Consider the following 16470-nt stretch of genomic DNA (forward strand, 5'->3'; position numbering starts at 1 on the left):
GGGCGCCACCGCTGAACGAGAAAGGCCACCGTGAGGTGGCCTTTCCATTGGCGCCGACAGGACGCCGCGGCGCACCCGGCGCCGGTGGCGCCGGGTGCGCGCGTCACTTCACCGTCGTGAACCGCGCCTCCGGCCGGTCGTCCGAACGGTGCTGGGTCTGCACCGCCTTCTTCATCGCCCAGGGCCGCACCTGGTGGTGCAGCGGGATGAAGAACACCTCGTCGCGTACCCGCACCAGACCTTCCTTCAGCAGCGCGTTGCGCTTGGCCACGTCGCCCTCGACCTTGGCCGCGTCGATGATCTGATCCAGCTTCGCGTCGCTGAGGCGGAAGTAGTTGCCGCTGCCGTCCGCGCCGCCCTGGCGCGTGCGCGCCAGCGACTGCAGCGTGTACAGCGCGTCATAGGTCGGCACGCCCCAGCCATACAGGAACAACGGGTACTCGAAGGCCTGCAGCTTGGGGCTGAAGGTGCTGAAGGACTCCGCCTGCAGGCGCGCCTTCACGCCCACCTTGCTCCACATCGAGACCACCGCCAGACAGATCTCCTCGTCGTTGACGTAGCGGTTGTTGGGGCAATTCAGCGGGACTTCGAAGCCGTTCGGATAACCAGCCTCCGCCAGCAGCTTGCGGGCGCGCTCGGGGTCGGCCTTGGTCGGGACGTCGATGTCCGGCGCGTTCCCGTTCACGCCCGGCGCGACCATGATCCCGGCGGGCACCGACAGCCCGCGCATCGTCGCGCGCTTGATCGCCTCGCGGTCGATGGCGACCGACAGCGCCTCGCGCACGCGCTTGTCCTTGAACGGGTTCTTGCCCGTGACGTTGCTGCCCTTGAGCTGCTCGCTGCCCTGGTCCATGCCCAGGAAGATGGTGCGCGTCTCGCTGCCCTCCAGCACCGTCAGCTTCGCATCGGCCTTCAGCCGCGCGACGTCCTGCGTCGGGATGTCCGACAGCAGGTCCACGTCGCCCGACAGCAGCGCCGCGACCCGCGTCGGGTCCGACTTGATCGGGGTGTAGATCAGCTCGTCCACGTTGGTCGCGTTCCTCGCGTCCCACCAGTCCTTGTTCTGGACCATGGTGATGCGCTGGTCGGGCTGCCACCCGGTGATGCGGTACGGGCCCGTGCCGTTGGCGTTGCGCGTCGCGTAGGTCTCTTCCTTGGCCTTGAAGTCCGGCAGGTTGATCGCCTTGTTCTTCTCCGCCCAGGTCTTGCTCATGATCCGGAAGTCGACGAACTGGCGCAGCAGGATGGGGTTGGGCGCCGCCAGGATCACGTCCACCGTGTGGGCGTCGACCTTCTTGATGTCGGCCACGCCCGCCACGAACGGGTGCATGGTCCCCACCGGCTGCTTGATGCGGTGGAAGGAGAACACCACATCGTCCGCGGTGAACGGCGAGCCGTCATGGAACTTCACGCCCTTGCGCAGCTCGAAGCGCCAGGTGGTCGGGCCCGTCTGGGTCCATTTGGTCGCGAGCGCGGGCTCGACCTGGTAGGTCTTGTCGTAGCGGGTCAGGCCCTCGTAGGCGTGCTGCGCGATGGCGTTGGTGGTGCTGTGGTTCTGCGAATGCGGATCCAGCGTCAGCACGTCGTTCTGCGCGGCCCACTTGAGCGTGGCGGACTGGGCGGGCAGGGCGGTGGTCAGCGCCGCGGCCGCGAGCGCGGCGCACAGCAGGGTGGATCGCAGGGATCCCGGAATCGTCCTCGACATGAGCGGATGCTCCTCTGGCAACGTTCGTTAAGAACACGTGAAGTCGCCGGGATGCTAGCCGCGCGCGCCCCGCGTGTGACCCGGGCCGGCCTCGGGGATTGCCCTCGGACGGCGCCGGGAAACTCGTCAGGCGCGCAAGGAAATGAGGAGAACGCGTGATCGCGGGATCACGCGTCGCCCGCCTCCGATCACTTGAGGGTCGTGAAGCGCGCTTCGGGCCGGTCGTTGGAGCGATGCAGGGTCTGCACGTTCGCGCGCATCGCCCAGGGGCGGACCTGGTGGTGCAGCGGGATGAACAGGTACTGGTCGCGCACCCGGACCAGCGCGTCGTGCAGGATCGCGTCGCGCTTGGCCAGGTCCATCTCGCTCTTGGCGGCGTCGATCAGCTTGTCCAGCTCCGGGTCGCTGACCTTGGAGAAGTTGAAGCTGCCGTCCGCGCCGCCGCTGCGGGTGCGGGCCAGCGCCTGCAGCGAGTACAGCGCGTCCATCGTCGACACGCCCCAGCCCAGCATGTACAGCGGCGCCTCGAAGCGCTGGAACAGCTGGCTGTGCTGCGACATCGGCTGCGCCGTCAGCCGCGCGGTGATGCCGATGCGGCTCCACATCGAGACCACCGCCAGGCAGATCTTCTCGTCGTTGACGTAGCGGTTGTTGGGGCAGTTCAGCGGGATCTCGAAGCCGTTCGGATAGCCGGCCTCGACCAGCAGCTTCTTGGCCTTGGCGAGGTCGGGCGCGTGGACCTTGTCGAGCTCGGTCGAGTAGCCGTTCACCCCCGGCGGCACCATGATCGCGGCGGGCACCGACAGGCCGCGCATGATGCTGCGCTTGATCGCCTCGCGGTCGATGGCGATGTTCAGCGCCTCGCGCACGCGGACGTCCTTGAACGGGTTCTTGCCCTTGACCGATGAGCCGCGCAGCTCGTCGCTGCCCAGGTCCATCGCGAAAAAGATGGTGCGGGTCTCGGGGCCGTCGATCGACTTGAGCTTGGCGTCGGCCTTGAGCGCGCCGACGTCCTGGGTGGGCACGTCGGTGAGCAGGTCCACGTCGCCCGAGGTCAGCGCCGCGACGCGCGTCGGATCCGACTTGATCGGGATGTAGCTGACCTCGGTCACGTTGCCCTTGTTCTTGTCCCACCAGGCCTTGTTGATCACCATCGAGACCTTCTGGTCCGGCTGCCACGAGGTGATCTCGTAGGGGCCCGTGCCGGCGGCGTGGCGGCTGGCGAAGTTCTCGTCCTTGGCCTTGTAATCGGCCATCTGCGTCGCCTTGTTCTTTTCGGACCAGGTCTTGCTCATGATCCGGAAGTCGACCAGGTTGCGCAGCAGGATGGGCTGCGGCGAATCCAGGATCAGGTCGACGGTGTAGTCGTCGACCTTCTTGATCTCCTTGATCCCGGTGACGTAGATCTGCATCGTGCCCTGCGGCTGGCGGATGCGGCCGAAACTGAACACCACGTCGTCGGCGGTGAAGGGCGAGCCGTCATGGAACTTCACGCCCTTGCGCAACTCGAAGCGCCAGCTGGTCGGCGTCGTCTGCGTCCACTTGGTCGCGAGGCAGGGTTCGATCTCCCAGCGCTCGCTGTAGCGGGTCAGGCCTTCGTAGGCGTGCTGGAGGATGGCGCTGGTGGTCGTGTGGTCCTGCGAATGCGGATCCAGCGTGAGCACGTCGTTCTGCGCCGCCCATCGCAAGGGCACCGCGTGCGCGGCGGCGACGGCGCCGAAGGCCAGGGCCGCCGACAGCGCCAGGCGCGTGATCGGACGGGCAGGGGAGAACCGGGAACCTCTCGTGGAGCGGGACATGGGCATGACTCCGTTGAAGCCTTGATCAGGCGATGCGAAGCCCATGCTAGACCGGCGAGGGTCGGGCATTGCTTAGCGCTTCTCCGGAGGCGGCGCGGCGGGGGAGGGAGACGACGGCGCGGCCCGCTCCCCGGTCTGCGGCTCGATGTCGGCGTCGCAGCCGATGCCGGCGGCGATCATGCGGCGCGCGTAGCGGCGGATCAGGCGGTTGAGCAGCCCATCGGGCCGCAAAGTGCGCAAGCCCACATAGCGCGTCGGATGCACCAGCATGCCGCAGCGGTACTGGCGGTGCTCGTCGGACCAGACCAGCGCCCGGCAGGCGCCGTGGCGCTTGAGGCTCACCACCATGCCCAGCGGGCAGGGCTCGGCCAGGCAGCAGACGCCGCAGCCGTTGCAGGGCGCGCCGAGCGCGGGTTTGGAGGGGGCTTCCGCGTGGATCCAGATGACGTCCCTGGGGACGTTCCCGGATGGGCCGCCGGAATGAGATCGGGCCATGCGCCACTGTAGCCGCGCATGGCCCGAAGGTCGTCGGTCCGCGCCGGATTCAGGCCGGCGGCGGTGAAATGACGAGCAGGGTCAGGTCTTGACGCCCAGCTCGCGCAGACGCTCTTCCAGGTACTCGTGGGCGGTGTAGCGGTCCGAGAGGACGACGTCCTCGCGCGGATGCAGGAACAGCGGCAGCGACACCCGGCTCTTGGTCGCGCCTTCGCCGGTGGGGTTGACCACGCGGTGCTGCGTCGACGGGTAATAGCCTTGCGAGGCTTCCTGCAGCATGTCGCCGATGTTGATGATCAGCATGCCGAAGTCGCCGGGCACGTCCACCCACTGGCCGTCCTGCGCCTGCACCTGCAGGCCGGGCTCGTTGGCCGCCGGCAGGATGGTCAGCAGGTTGATGTCGCCGTGCGCCGCGGCGCGCAGCGAGCCGGCCGGCTCGTTCCCCGTCAGGGGCGGATAGCGCAGCACGCGCAGCAGGGTCAGGCGGCTGTCCTGGATCATGTTGGACAGCGGCTCGCGGTAGTTCTTCGCGATCTCGGCCGGGGTGTGCTTCTCGACCCAGGACAGCAGCTCGGCCGCCAGGTCGTTGGCGATGCGGTAGTAGCGCATCGCGTCATCCTTCAGCGACGCCGGGATCCGGCCCCACGGATAGATGTGGAAGTACTCCTTGATGTCCTTCTGCGTGTGACCCTTGGCGGTCTCCGAGATCTCCGTCGAGAAGTAGCCGTCCTGCGTCTCCTTGGAGAACGCCAGCTCGTGCTTCTCGGTCCCGTTGAAGTAGCCGAGCCAGTCGGCGTAGATCTTCTCGACCAGTTCCTGCGGGAGCGGGTGGTTCACCAGCACGCCGAAACCGGTCTCGTGCAGGGAACGGGTGAATTGCTCGGCCGCGTCCGCGGCCTGGTAGTCGACGACTCGAACTTGCATGGGGATCTCCTTGTCCCTCGCAGCCCGCCATTCAATCTCGGGGCGGTACCGCCGGCCGGCAGTCTACTGCTTTGAGCCAGTGACCCGCAAACGTTTGGATGCCGTGGACGGGTGTTCGCTTGATCGACATCATGGACACCCTGCCCAAAAATCGTGCGAACCCACAACAGCGCCCTTTCCGGCCTGGTGCTACAGTGCGGCGCTTGTGACTACAGGTCCTTCCCGTCCCCTTTTCTGGCAACAGCAAAGGCGGGTCGCAATCCGCCAACCGGTCAAGCCGTGTCGCGGAAGGTTTGTTAACCAGCCGATAGCCCTGGAAGCCAGGGCAGAGGTGAGCGAAAGATGATGCAGCAATACAGCTCGAACTCCTATCTGTTCGGGGGCAATGCTCCCTACGTCGAGGAGATGTACGAGCAGTACCTCGACAACCCGGGCGCCGTGCCCGACAACTGGCGCGCCTACTTCGACGCGCTGCAGCACGTCCCCGCGGTGGACGGCAGCGACAAGCGCGACGTTGCCCACGCCCCGGTGATCGAGTCCTTCGCGCAGCGCGCCAAGGCCAACGCCTTCAACAACCAGGTCTCCTCCGCCGAGCTCGAAGTGGCCGGCAAGCAGGTGCATGTCCAGTCGCTGATCGCCGCGTATCGCACGCTGGGCTCGCGATGGGCCGACCTGGATCCGCTCAAGCGGACCGAGCGCCCGAAGATCCTGGAACTGGACCCCGCGTCCTACGGTCTGACCGAGACCGACATGGATCGCACCTTCAGCGCGACCAACACCTATTTCACCAAGGCCGAGCGCATGACCCTGCGCGAGATCGTGCAGGCCCTGCGTGACACCTACTGCGGCTCCGTCGGCGCCGAGTTCATGCACGTCACCGAGCCGACCGAGAAGCGCTGGTGGCAGGAGCGCCTGGAGGCGATCCGCAGCAAGCCGACCTACACGGCCGAGAAGAAGCAGCAGATCCTGGAGCGCCTGACGGCCGCCGAAGGCCTGGAGCGCTACCTGCACACGAAGTACGTCGGCCAGAAGCGTTTCTCGCTGGAAGGCGGCGAAAGCTTCATCGTCTCGATGGACGAGCTGGTCAAGTGCGCCGGCGTCAAGGGCGTGCAGGAGATCGTGATCGGCATGGCCCACCGCGGCCGCCTGAACGTGCTGGTCAACACCCTGGGCAAGATGCCCAAGGATCTGTTCGCCGAGTTCGACCACACCGCGCCCGAAGACCTGCCCTCCGGTGACGTCAAGTACCACCAGGGCTTCTCCAGCGACGTGTCCACCCCTGGCGGCCCCGTCCACCTGAGCCTGGCCTTCAACCCCTCCCACCTGGAAATCGTGAACCCGGTGGTCGAGGGCTCGGTCAAGGCCCGCATGGACCGCCGCGGCGACAAGACCGGCGAGCAGGTGCTGCCCGTGCTGGTGCACGGCGACGCGGCCTTCGCCGGCCAGGGCGTCGTGATGGAAACGCTGGCGCTGGCCCAGACGCGCGGTTACTACACCGGCGGCACGGTCCACATCGTCATCAACAACCAGATCGGCTTCACCACCAGCGACCCGCGCGACACCCGCTCGACGCTGTACTGCTCCGACGTCGTCAAGATGATCGAGGCCCCGGTGCTGCACGTGAACGGCGACGATCCGGAAGCCGTGGTGCTGTGCACCCAACTGGCCCTGGAGTACCGTCAGCAGTTCAAGAAGGACGTCGTCGTCGACATCGTCTGCTTCCGCAAGCTGGGCCACAACGAGCAGGACACGCCCGCGCTGACGCAGCCGCTGATGTACAAGACCATCGCCAAGCACCCCGGCACCCGCCGCCTGTACGGCGACAAGCTGGTGGCCCAGGGCGTCCTGGACGCCGAAGGTCCGGACGGCATGGTCAAGGCCTTCCGCGCCGCCATGGACGAGGGCCGTCACACCGTCGATCCGGTGCTGACCAACTTCAAGAGCAAGTACGCTACCGACTGGACCCCGTTCCTCGGCAAGAAGTGGACCGACAGCTGCGACACCGCGCTGCCGGTGGCCGAGTGGAAGCGCCTGGCCGAGAAGGTCACGACGCTGCCGGCCGACTTCAAGGCCCACACGCTGGTGGAGAAGGTCATCGCCGACCGCGCGGCCATGGGTCGCGGCGACATCAACGTCGACTGGGGCATGGGCGAGCACATGGCCTTCGCGTCGCTGGTGGCCTCGGGCTACCCGGTGCGCCTGTCCGGCGAGGACTGCGGCCGTGGCACGTTCACGCACCGCCACGCCGTGCTGCACGACCAGAACCGCGAGCGCTTCGACGTCGGCACCTACATCCCGCTGCAGAACGTCGCGGAAGGCCAGGCCCCCTTCGTCGTGATCGACTCGATCCTGTCGGAAGAGGCGGTGCTGGGCTTCGAGTACGGCTACGCCGCCGCCGACCCGCACACGCTGACCATCTGGGAAGCGCAGTTCGGCGACTTCGTGAACGGCGCGCAGGTCGTCATCGACCAGTTCATCGCCTCGGGCGAAGTGAAGTGGGGCCGTGCCAACGGCCTGACGATGATGCTGCCGCACGGCTACGAAGGCCAGGGCCCCGAGCACAGCTCGGCCCGCCTGGAGCGCTTCATGCAGCTGGCCGCCGACAACAACATGCAGATCGTCCAGCCGACGAGCGCGTCGCAGATCTTCCATCTGCTGCGTCGCCAGATGCTGCGCATGTTCCGCAAGCCGCTGGTCATCCTGACCCCCAAGTCGCTGCTGCGCGCCAAGGACGCCACCTCCCCGGTGAGCGAGTTCACCAAGGGCGAGTTCCGCACCGTGATCGGCGAAGTGAACGCCGAGATCGACGCCAGCAAGGTCAAGCGCGTGATCGCCTGCTCGGGCAAGGTCGCCTACGACCTGATGAAGGCCCGCGGCGACAAGAAGGACGTCGCGATCGTCCGCGTGGAACAGCTGTACCCGTTCCCGCACAAGGCTTTCGCCGCCGAGCTCAAGAAGTACCCGAACCTCGCCGAGATCGTGTGGTGCCAGGACGAGCCGCAGAACCAGGGCGCCTGGTTCTTCGTCCAGCATTACATCCACGAGAACATGGCCGACGGCCAGAAGCTCGGCTACGCCGGCCGCCCGGCCTCGGCCTCGCCGGCCGTGGGCTATGCGCACCTGCACCAGGAGCAGCAGAAGGCGCTGCTGGAGCAGGCCTTCGGCAAGCTCAAGGGTTTCGTGCTGACCAAGTGAGTCATTGCGGACGCCGCGCGCCGCAATGACACCGGCGCCGGGGACGGGCACAACAAGCTCCCCGGCGACCGGCAGGCGCAAGGCTCCGGTTTACTGAAAAACCGAGAGAACAAACATCATGGCAATCGTTGAAGTCAAAGTCCCCCAGCTGTCCGAATCGGTCGCGGAAGCGACCCTGCTCACGTGGAAGAAGAAGCCCGGCGAAGCCGTGGCGATCGATGAAATCCTGATCGAGATCGAGACCGACAAGGTCGTGCTGGAAGTGCCGGCCCCGTCCGCCGGCGTGCTGGCCGAGCTGGTCGTCGCCGACGGCGGCACGGTCACCTCGGATCAGGTCATCGCCAAGATCGACAGCGAAGGCAAGGCCGGCGCCGCCGCGCCTGCCGCCGCCGCGCCGGCACCGGCCGCCGCTGCCGCCGCGCCCGCCGCCGCTGCCGCCTCGTCGGACAGCAAGGCCGGCGTCGCGATGCCGGCCGCCGCCAAGATCATGGCCGACAACAACCTGCCCGCCGGCTCCGTCGCCGGTACGGGCAAGGATGGCCGCGTGACCAAGGGCGACGTCCTGGGCGCGATCGAAGGTGGCGCCAAGGTCGCGATCCCCGCGCCCGTGGCCGCGCCGACGGCTCCCGCCGCCAAGCCGCTGCCGGCCGTGGCCGCTCCGACCGCCGCCAACCTGGGCGACCGCCCGGAGCAGCGCGTCCCGATGAGCCGCCTGCGCGCCCGCATCGCCGAGCGCCTGCTGCAATCGCAGTCGACCAACGCCATCCTGACCACCTTCAACGAAGTGAACATGGCCCCGGTCATGGAGCTGCGCAAGAAGTTCCAGGACAGCTTCACCAAGGAGCACGGCACCAAGCTGGGCTTCATGAGCTTCTTCGTCAAGGCCGCGGTCCACGCGCTGAAGAAGTACCCGGTGCTGAACGCCTCGGTCGACGGCAACGACATCGTCTACCACGGCTACTTCGACATCGGTATCGCCGTCGGCTCGCCGCGCGGCCTGGTGGTGCCCATCCTGCGCAATGCGGACCAGATGAGCTTCGCCGACATCGAGAAGAAGATCGCCGAGTTCGGCAAGAAGGCCCAGGAAGGCAAGCTGGGCATCGAAGAGATGACCGGCGGCACCTTCTCCATCTCCAACGGCGGCACCTTCGGCTCCATGCTGTCGACCCCGATCATCAACCCGCCGCAATCGGCCATCCTGGGCGTGCACGCGACCAAGGACCGCGCCGTCGTCGAGAACGGCCAGATCGTGATCCGTCCGATCAACTACCTGGCGATGTCCTATGACCACCGCATCATCGACGGTCGTGAAGCCGTGCTGGGCCTGGTCGCGATGAAGGATGCGCTCGAAGACCCGTCGCGCCTCCTGTTCGACATCTAAGTCGGAGCTACTGCGCGGCGCCAGGGCGTCGTTGCGGGGCCCGCCTCGCCATCCTCACGTAGCGCTGCTACGTTCCGGTGGCTCGGCACCCGCGCCTAGCCCTGACCCCGCTCGCTACGCTCCGACAGAGCGTTGAATGAGATTGGAGATTTTGATGAGCAAGCAATTCGACGTCGTCGTCATCGGCGGCGGCCCCGGCGGCTACATCGCGGCGATCCGCGCGGCCCAGCTGGGCTTCAACACGGCCTGCATCGACGAGTGGAAGAACGACAAGGGCGGTCCCGCTCCTGGCGGCACCTGCACCAACGTCGGCTGCATCCCGTCCAAGGCCCTGCTGCAGTCCAGCGAGCACTTCGAGCATGCCGGCCACGGCTTCGCCGACCACGGCATCTCGATGAACGACCTGAAGATCGACATCGCCAAGATGGTCGGTCGCAAGGACACCGTCGTGAAGCAGAACAACGACGGCATCCTGTACCTGTTCAAGAAGAACAAGGTCACGTTCTTCCATGGCCGCGGCTCGTTCGTGGCGGCGAAGGACGGCGGCTACGAGCTGAAGGTCGCCGGCGCCGCCGAGGAGACCATCACCGCCAAGCACGTGATCGTCGCCACCGGCTCCAACGCCCGTCAGCTGCCGGGTGCCCCGTTCGACGAGACCAACATCCTGTCGAACGACGGCGCGCTGCGCATCCCGGCCGTTCCCAAGAAGCTGGGCGTGATCGGCTCCGGCGTCATCGGCCTGGAAATGGGCTCGGTGTGGCGTCGTCTGGGCGCGGAAGTGACGATCCTGGAAGCGCTGCCCGCGTTCCTGGGCGCCGCCGACGAGTCCGTCGCCAAGGAAGCCGCCAAGGTCTTCAAGAAGCAGGGCCTGAACATCGAGCTGGGCGTGAAGCTCTCCAGCGTCGAGAACGGCAAGTCCGGCGTGACCGTGAAGTACACGGACGCGAAGGGCGCCGAGCAGACCCTGGCGGTGGACAAGCTGATCGTCTCGATCGGCCGCGTCGCCAACACCATCGGCCTGAACCCGGAAGCCGTCGGCCTGAAGCTGGACGAGCGCGGCGCCATCGTCGTCGACGACGAGTGCAAGACCAACCTGCCCAACGTCTGGGCGGTGGGTGACGTCGTGCGCGGCCCGATGCTGGCCCACAAGGCGGAAGAAGAGGGCGTCGCGGTGGCCGAGCGCATCGCCGGCCAGCACGGCCACGTCAACTTCAACACCATCCCCTGGGTCATCTACACCAGCCCCGAGATCGCCTGGGTCGGCCGCACCGAGCAGCAGCTCAAGGCGGACGGCGTGGCGTACAAGGCCGGTCAGTTCCCGTTCCTGGCCAACGGCCGCGCGCGCGCGCTGGGCGACACGACCGGCTTCGTCAAGTTCCTGGCCGACGCCAAGACCGACGAGATCCTGGGCGTGCACATCATCGGCCCGATGGCCTCGGAGCTGATCTCCGAAGCCGTGGTGGCGATGGAGTTCAAGGCCTCGGCCGAGGACATCGCCCGCATCTGCCATGCGCACCCCTCGCTGAGCGAGGCGACCAAGGAAGCGGCCCTGGCCGTCGACAAGCGCACGCTGAACTTCTGAGCCTGAGGGCTCGAAGCGCGCGGCAAGCGCACAGCAAAGGGGCGGCGACGAGTCGCCCCTTTTTTTCTTGATGCGGCGTCGGCTGTCCGGCGCCGCCCCGACCTGCGATCCGTGGAATGACTTCCGTCACCGAGCTCTATCAGCAGACCCTGGCCGAACGCGGCTACCAGGCCGACCCGGCGCAGCTGCGCGCCGTCGCCGCGCTGCAGCGCTGCCAGGACGAGTGGGCCGACTACAAGGCGCGTCGGTCCAACGCGGTCACCAAGTTCCTGGTGCGGCCGCCACTGCCGCGCGGCGTCTACATGTTCGGCGGCGTGGGTCGCGGCAAGAGCTTCCTGATGGACTGCTTCTTCCAGGCCGTGCCGCTGACACGCAAGACCCGGCTGCACTTCCACGAGTTCATGCGCGAGGTGCACCGCGAATTGCAGGAGCTCAAGGGCATCCAGGATCCGCTGGAGGAACTGGGCAAGCGCATCGCGCGCCGCTTCCGGCTGATCTGCTTCGACGAGTTCCACGTCGCCGACGTCACCGACGCGATGATCCTGCACCGCCTGCTGGACGCGATGTTCCGGAACCGCGTGTCCATCGTGACCACGTCCAACTTCCATCCCGACGGGCTGTATCCCAACGGGCTGCACCGTGACCGCATCCTGCCGGCGATCGAGCTGCTCAAGGCCAACCTCGAGGTCATCAACGTCGACAACGGCACGGACTATCGCCAGCGCTCGCTGGAGCACGTCGAGCTGTATCACACGCCGTTGAACGAGGGCACCGAGCAGGCGCTGACCGAGGCGTTCGATTCCCTGGCCGAGGCCCGTGACGAGGATCCGGTGCTGCACATCGAGCATCGCGAGATCCGCTCGCGCCGTCGCGCCGGCGGCGTGGTCTGGTTCGACTTCTCGGTGCTGTGCGGCGGGCCGCGTTCCCAGAACGACTACCTGGAGCTGGCCACCCAGTTCCACACGGTGATCCTGTCCAACGTGCCGGCCATGCCGCCCAAGCTGGCCAGCGAGGCGCGCCGCTTCACGCTGCTGGTGGACGTGCTCTACGACCGCCGCTGCAAGCTGATCATCTCGGCGGCGGTGCCGGCCGAGCAGCTCTACACCGAGGGGCCGCTCGCGCACGAGTTCCCTCGCACGGTGTCCCGCCTGCAGGAGATGCAGTCCAAGGAGTACCTGGAGCTCGAGCGCCGCGACGTTGACACGTCCTTGACGTGAGCCCGGCGCCGGCTCGCCGGAATCATCAGGATCAGGGAACATCCGGTCGGGCTGTCCCCAAAGTCATGTCCGACGGATGCGATGATCGCGGGCATGAACCGCTCCGTTTTCGTTCTCGCTCCCCTGGCGCTGTGCGCGACCCTGACCTGCGCTTCCGGCCCGGCCCGTGCGGCCGATGAGTCGGCGGCGAGCGACGCCGCCCCGGGGATGTCGAAGAAGGAGCTGGACGCCGCCCGCGCCCGGGTCGAGAAGGACTACGCCGACAAGGTGAAGGAGTGCCGTCAGCGCTTCGTCGTCACCAGCTGCCTGGAAGACGCCCGCGACGAGCGCATCCGCCTGCTGCGTCCGCTGGATCGTGCCGAGCACCAGGTGAATGCCGAGGAGCGCCTGCGCAAGGGGGCCGCCGCCCGCGAGCGGGTGGAGGAGAAGGAGCGCGAGGCCGCCGCCGACGAGGCTCGGCGCAAGACCGAGTCGGTGCGCGCCGCCGAGCAGCCGGTGACCGTGCCCCAGCAGCCGGCCTCCCACACCCCCCGCGCGAACCCCGAGCTGCATCAACGGCGTCAGGCCCAGCAGGAGGCCGCGGCCCAGGCCGAAGCCGCCAAGCGCCGCGAGGCCGCCGCCGATCGCCGCAAGGAGGCCTCCGACCGCCAGCGCAAGGCACACGAGGTGCAGCTCAAGCGCGCCGAGAAGCAGGCCTCGGCCGCCTCCGCGGTGTCGCCCGGCGGCCTGAAGACGCCGAAGCCGGCGCCGGTCCATCTGCCCACGCCTTCCGCCTCCGACATCCAGTCGCTGCCCAAGCGCTGACCGCCCGCGCGTCCGTCGCGCGCCCCCAAACGCAAACACCGGTCTCGAGGACCGGCGTTCGTCATTCGGGAGGGGAGGGGGGCAAGACCTGGCCCCGCGTCTCCCGGTCCGTGGATTCAGTCGATGTGGTCGAGCCGCACGATCGCGATCGACAGGTTGTCGCCCGAGCCCTTGGCGCGCTGACGCGCCTTGTTCACCAGCAGCTCGGCGCCGTCGCGCGGCGGCAGGCTGTGCATCACCGTGCCCAGCTCGGCCGCGGTGAAGTAGTGCCACAGGCCGTCGCTGCAGGCCATCAGGCTGTCGCCGTGCTCGACCTGGTCGATGACGGATTCCACCGGGGTGGGCTCCTGCACCGTGCCCAGGCAGGCGGTCAGCAGGTTGGACTGCGGATGGACCAGGGCCTCGTCCTCGGTGATCTGGCCTTCGTCGACCAGGCGCTGCACGTAGGACTGGTCCAGCGAGCGGCCGACCATGTTGGGGCCGCGAAAGTGGTACAGCCGCGAGTCCCCGGTGTGGATCCAGAAGCAGCGGCGGTCCGAGGTCAGCAGATAGGCCGCGAGCGTGCTGTGGGGCTCCTCCTCGGCGGAGATCGCCGTCAGGCGGATCATCAAGTGGGCCTCGGAGACGATCTGCCGCAGCAGCTCGGCCTCGTCCTCCTCGCCGGGGACGAAGCGCTCGAACAGCTGCTGGGCCGTCAGGATGACCTGGTCGGCGGCCTTGCGTCCGCCGCTCTTGCCGCCCATGCCGTCGGCGACGATGCCGAGCACGCAGCCGCTCTGACGCGGGTGGGCGATGATCTGGACCTGGTCCTGCTGGTACAGGCGATCGCCACGATGGATGCCGGTGGCGGCGCTCAGGCGAAAGGCCGGGGTGTTGCGACTCATCCCAAAACTATAATCGCGCGGCTCGGCCTCCCGGTCGAGTGGTTCCCCATCCATGGATGAACAACTTCACTCTCCAGCCCGGCGTCTGATCGAATTGCGCATCGCGCATGCCGAGTTGGATGGCCGCATCGACGCGCTCGCCGTGCCGGTCACCGACCAGGCCAGCGACGACCTGACGCTGCGCCGCCTCAAGAAGCAGCGCCTGGCCCTGCGCGACGAGATCGCGCGGCTGGAGCGGGCCAGCGACCCCGATGAGCCGGCCTGATCGCGACCCTTCCCTCGACCCCGACGCCACCGCCCCTGTTCCCGATGCCTCCCGCGTCGATGGCCGCGATGGCGCCGCCGTCGATGACCCGACCGGCGTCCTCGTCGAGGACGCCGACGAGGCGGACGACGCCGCGTCGCTGATGGCCGACGCGCCCTGGGCGGCGCCCGACGGTGCCGAGGGCGCGTCCGCATCGCCGCTGGCCGCCTCGCGCGCCCGCGCCGCGGCCGAGGCGCTGCGTCCCGGCGAGCTCGAGCAATCCGTCGTCGCCGCCTTCGACACCGGCGGTCCGTTGTCCCGCCATGACCCCGGCTATGCGCCGAGAGAGCCCCAGCAGCGCATGGCGCTGGCCGTCGCCCAGGCGATCGCCGGCCGCGACACGCTGGTCGTCGAGGCCGGCACCGGCGTCGGCAAGACCTTCGCCTACCTCGTGCCCGCCTTGCTGGCGGGTGGCCGGACCCTGATCAGCACCGCGACCAAGAGCCTGCAGGACCAGCTCTTCATGCGCGACCTGCCGCGCCTGCTGGACACCTTCTCGCTGCCGCTGCGCGCGGCGCTGCTGAAGGGGCGGGGGAGCTACCTGTGCCTGCATCGCCTGGAGCAGGCCCGCCACAGCGCCGAGCTGCCCGATCGCCGCGCCGTCGCGCAACTCGCGCGCATCGAGCGCTGGGCCATGGGCACGCACACCGGCGATTTCTCCGAGATCGACGGCCTGGACGAGCGCTCGCCCATCATCCCGATCGTCAGCTCGACCCGCGACAACTGCCTGGGCACCGACTGCCCGAGCTATCGCGAATGCCACGTCGTCAAGGCGCGGCGCGAGGCGATGGAGGCGGATCTGGTCGTCGTCAACCACCATCTGTTCTTCGCCGATCTGGTGCTGCGGGACAGCGGCGTCGCCGAACTGCTGCCCAGCGTCGAGGTCGCGATCTTCGACGAGGCGCATCAACTGCCCGAGGCTGGCCTGAACTTCCTCGGCCGGACCCTGGGCAGCGCGCAGATGTTCGACTTCGCGCGAGACCTGCTCGCGCAAGGGCTGGCGCACGCCCGCGGCATGCAGGAGTGGCAGGAGGTAGCTGGCGGCGTCGAGCGCGGCGCGCGCACCTTGCGGCTGGCCTGCGCCGGTGGCCGCGACCTGCGCGGTGTGCTCAAGCTGCGCTGGAACGAATGCGCCGGCAGGACCGATTTCGACGCGGCACTCGGCCAGGTCGCGCAGGCGCTGGAGCTGGCGGTCGACGCGCTCGCCACCGTGATGGAGGTCGGCCCCGACCTGGCCCGGCTGCACGAGCGCGCCGTCGAGCTCTACAAGTCCGCGCTGCTGTTCGCGCGGGATCCCGATGCCGGCGCGGTGCGCTGGGTCGATGTCGGCACGCACCAGGTGCGGCTGATCGAATCGCCGCTCGACATCCGCGAGGCCATGCAGGAGGCGCGTGCCAGCACGCCCAAGGCCTGGGTGTTCACCTCGGCGACGCTGGGGGAGGGCGAGGACCTGGGCTGGTTCACCGAGCCCGCCGGTCTCGGCGACGCGCGCACCCTGCGCGTCGGCAGTCCCTTCGACTACCCGGCGCATGCGCGCCTGTACGTGCCCAAGCATTTCCCCAAGCCCTCGGAGCCCGACCATGGCGAGTCGGTCGGCTGGCTGGGCGCGCGCCTCGCGGCCAAGCTGGGTGGCCGGACCTTCATCCTGACGACGACGCTGCGCCAGCTGCAGGTCGTTTCCGACGTGCTGCGTCAACGCTTCGAGGAGGGTGGGCACCGCATCGAGGTGCTGGTGCAGGGCTCGATGCCCAAGCGGCAGCTGCTGCAGCAGTTCGTCGAGCAGCCGGCCTCGGTGCTGGTCGGATCGGCCAGCTTCTGGGAGGGCATCGACGTGCCGGGTGACGCGCTGCAATGCGTGGTCATCGACAAGCTGCCCTTCCCGCCGCCGAACGACCCGCTGGTCGAGGCGCGCGTCGCGCGGCTGGAGTCCGAGGGCCGCAATCCCTTCATGGAGTACTTCGTCGCCGAGGCCGCGATCGCGCTGAAGCAAGGCGCCGGTCGTCTGATCCGCACCGAGAGCGACCGCGGCCTGCTGGTCGTCTGCGACCCGCGCCTTGCCGGCTCGCACTACGGCAAGCGCCTGCGCGAGGCGCTGCCCCCGATGACCCAGGTGCCCGACGAAGCCACCGCGCACGCGTGGCTCACCGAGCTCAAGACGGCGCACGACGCCTGAGCCCCCC

Annotated in this window: 12 protein-coding genes; 7 read left to right on the plus strand and 5 right to left on the minus strand. The window is 68.2% G+C overall.

All coding sequences use genetic code 11. The features are described 5' to 3' along the window. Positions 1-103: 103 nt before the first annotated feature. From MCHT01_RS03490 to MCHT01_RS03505, 4 genes are all read right to left on the minus strand, one after another. Positions 104-1705: an ABC transporter substrate-binding protein gene (locus MCHT01_RS03490; RefSeq protein ID WP_148661361.1), complete on the minus strand. Its 1602-nt coding sequence runs from the start codon at positions 1703-1705 to the stop codon at positions 104-106. A gap of 188 nt (positions 1706-1893) precedes the next feature. Further along, positions 1894-3504, minus strand: coding sequence for an ABC transporter substrate-binding protein (locus MCHT01_RS03495; protein ID WP_084451851.1), 1611 nt, complete (start codon positions 3502-3504; stop codon positions 1894-1896). A gap of 72 nt (positions 3505-3576) precedes the next feature. Beyond that, entirely contained in the window at positions 3577-3999 is a 423-nt protein-coding gene (locus MCHT01_RS03500; protein WP_067062423.1) for a hypothetical protein, read from the minus strand. An 81-nt stretch (positions 4000-4080) separates the two neighbouring features. Then, on the minus strand, positions 4081-4923 hold the full coding sequence (locus MCHT01_RS03505; RefSeq protein WP_067062426.1) for a 2OG-Fe(II) oxygenase family protein: 843 nt from the start codon (positions 4921-4923) through the stop codon (positions 4081-4083). Between the two features lie 342 nt (positions 4924-5265). On the opposite strand from MCHT01_RS03505, the gene MCHT01_RS03510 reads away from it, so the two are divergent. The 5 genes from MCHT01_RS03510 (at position 5266) to MCHT01_RS03530 (ending at position 13102) form a co-directional block, all read left to right on the plus strand. Continuing rightward, positions 5266-8118 carry a 2-oxoglutarate dehydrogenase E1 component gene (locus tag MCHT01_RS03510; protein ID WP_067062429.1) on the plus strand — a complete coding sequence of 951 codons (2853 nt, stop codon included), beginning with the start codon at positions 5266-5268 and terminating at the stop codon, positions 8116-8118. Between the two features lie 118 nt (positions 8119-8236). Continuing rightward, the gene (odhB, locus tag MCHT01_RS03515; RefSeq protein WP_067062432.1) at positions 8237-9499 is read left to right on the plus strand and encodes a 2-oxoglutarate dehydrogenase complex dihydrolipoyllysine-residue succinyltransferase; all 1263 of its coding nucleotides are present in this window, start codon (positions 8237-8239) and stop codon (positions 9497-9499) included. Positions 9500-9653: 154 nt separating this feature from the next. Further along, the gene (lpdA, locus tag MCHT01_RS03520) at positions 9654-11081 is read left to right on the plus strand and encodes a dihydrolipoyl dehydrogenase (RefSeq protein WP_067062434.1); all 1428 of its coding nucleotides are present in this window, start codon (positions 9654-9656) and stop codon (positions 11079-11081) included. A gap of 116 nt (positions 11082-11197) precedes the next feature. Further along, positions 11198-12298, plus strand: coding sequence for a cell division protein ZapE (gene zapE, locus MCHT01_RS03525; protein WP_067062435.1), 1101 nt, complete (start codon positions 11198-11200; stop codon positions 12296-12298). A gap of 93 nt (positions 12299-12391) precedes the next feature. Continuing rightward, positions 12392-13102 (plus strand): hypothetical protein, encoded by a 711-nt coding sequence (locus tag MCHT01_RS03530; protein ID WP_148661362.1) that lies wholly within the window; start codon positions 12392-12394, stop codon positions 13100-13102. Positions 13103-13218: 116 nt separating this feature from the next. Here MCHT01_RS03530 and MCHT01_RS03535 read toward each other — a convergent pair whose 3' ends face one another. After that, on the minus strand, positions 13219-13986 hold the full coding sequence (locus MCHT01_RS03535) for a PP2C family protein-serine/threonine phosphatase (RefSeq protein WP_067062439.1): 768 nt from the start codon (positions 13984-13986) through the stop codon (positions 13219-13221). A 52-nt stretch (positions 13987-14038) separates the two neighbouring features. Between MCHT01_RS03535 and MCHT01_RS03540 the strand changes: the two genes are divergently transcribed. Together MCHT01_RS03540 and yoaA are read left to right on the plus strand one after the other, a co-directional pair. Beyond that, positions 14039-14251, plus strand: a complete 213-nt coding sequence (locus MCHT01_RS03540) for a YdcH family protein (protein ID WP_067062441.1) — start codon at positions 14039-14041, stop codon at positions 14249-14251. Beyond that, the gene (yoaA, locus tag MCHT01_RS03545) at positions 14238-16463 is read left to right on the plus strand and encodes a DNA repair helicase YoaA (protein WP_245643145.1); all 2226 of its coding nucleotides are present in this window, start codon (positions 14238-14240) and stop codon (positions 16461-16463) included. Before MCHT01_RS03540 ends, yoaA begins: the two co-directional genes overlap by 14 nt. The last annotated feature ends 7 nt before the right edge of the window (positions 16464-16470 follow it).

It is taken from the genome of Mitsuaria chitosanitabida ATCC BAA-476 = NBRC 102408, from assembly GCF_001598255.1.
Lineage (GTDB): Bacteria > Pseudomonadota > Gammaproteobacteria > Burkholderiales > Burkholderiaceae_C > Roseateles > Roseateles chitosanitabidus.

Excerpts from the sequence above, each read along its gene's own strand:
- MCHT01_RS03490 (WP_148661361.1), bottom strand. The coding sequence starts at position 1,705 with ATGTCGAGGACGATTCCGGGATCCCTGCGATCCACCCTGCTGTGCGCC.
- MCHT01_RS03495 (WP_084451851.1), bottom strand. The coding sequence starts at position 3,504 with ATGTCCCGCTCCACGAGAGGTTCCCGGTTCTCCCCTGCCCGTCCGATC.
- MCHT01_RS03500 (WP_067062423.1), bottom strand. The coding sequence starts at position 3,999 with ATGGCCCGATCTCATTCCGGCGGCCCATCCGGGAACGTCCCCAGGGAC.
- MCHT01_RS03505 (WP_067062426.1), bottom strand. The coding sequence starts at position 4,923 with ATGCAAGTTCGAGTCGTCGACTACCAGGCCGCGGACGCGGCCGAGCAA.
- MCHT01_RS03510 (WP_067062429.1), top strand. The coding sequence starts at position 5,266 with ATGATGCAGCAATACAGCTCGAACTCCTATCTGTTCGGGGGCAATGCT.
- odhB (WP_067062432.1), top strand. The coding sequence starts at position 8,237 with ATGGCAATCGTTGAAGTCAAAGTCCCCCAGCTGTCCGAATCGGTCGCG.
- lpdA (WP_067062434.1), top strand. The coding sequence starts at position 9,654 with ATGAGCAAGCAATTCGACGTCGTCGTCATCGGCGGCGGCCCCGGCGGC.
- zapE (WP_067062435.1), top strand. The coding sequence starts at position 11,198 with ATGACTTCCGTCACCGAGCTCTATCAGCAGACCCTGGCCGAACGCGGC.
- MCHT01_RS03530 (WP_148661362.1), top strand. The coding sequence starts at position 12,392 with ATGAACCGCTCCGTTTTCGTTCTCGCTCCCCTGGCGCTGTGCGCGACC.
- MCHT01_RS03535 (WP_067062439.1), bottom strand. The coding sequence starts at position 13,986 with ATGAGTCGCAACACCCCGGCCTTTCGCCTGAGCGCCGCCACCGGCATC.
- MCHT01_RS03540 (WP_067062441.1), top strand. The coding sequence starts at position 14,039 with ATGGATGAACAACTTCACTCTCCAGCCCGGCGTCTGATCGAATTGCGC.
- yoaA (WP_245643145.1), top strand. The coding sequence starts at position 14,238 with ATGAGCCGGCCTGATCGCGACCCTTCCCTCGACCCCGACGCCACCGCC.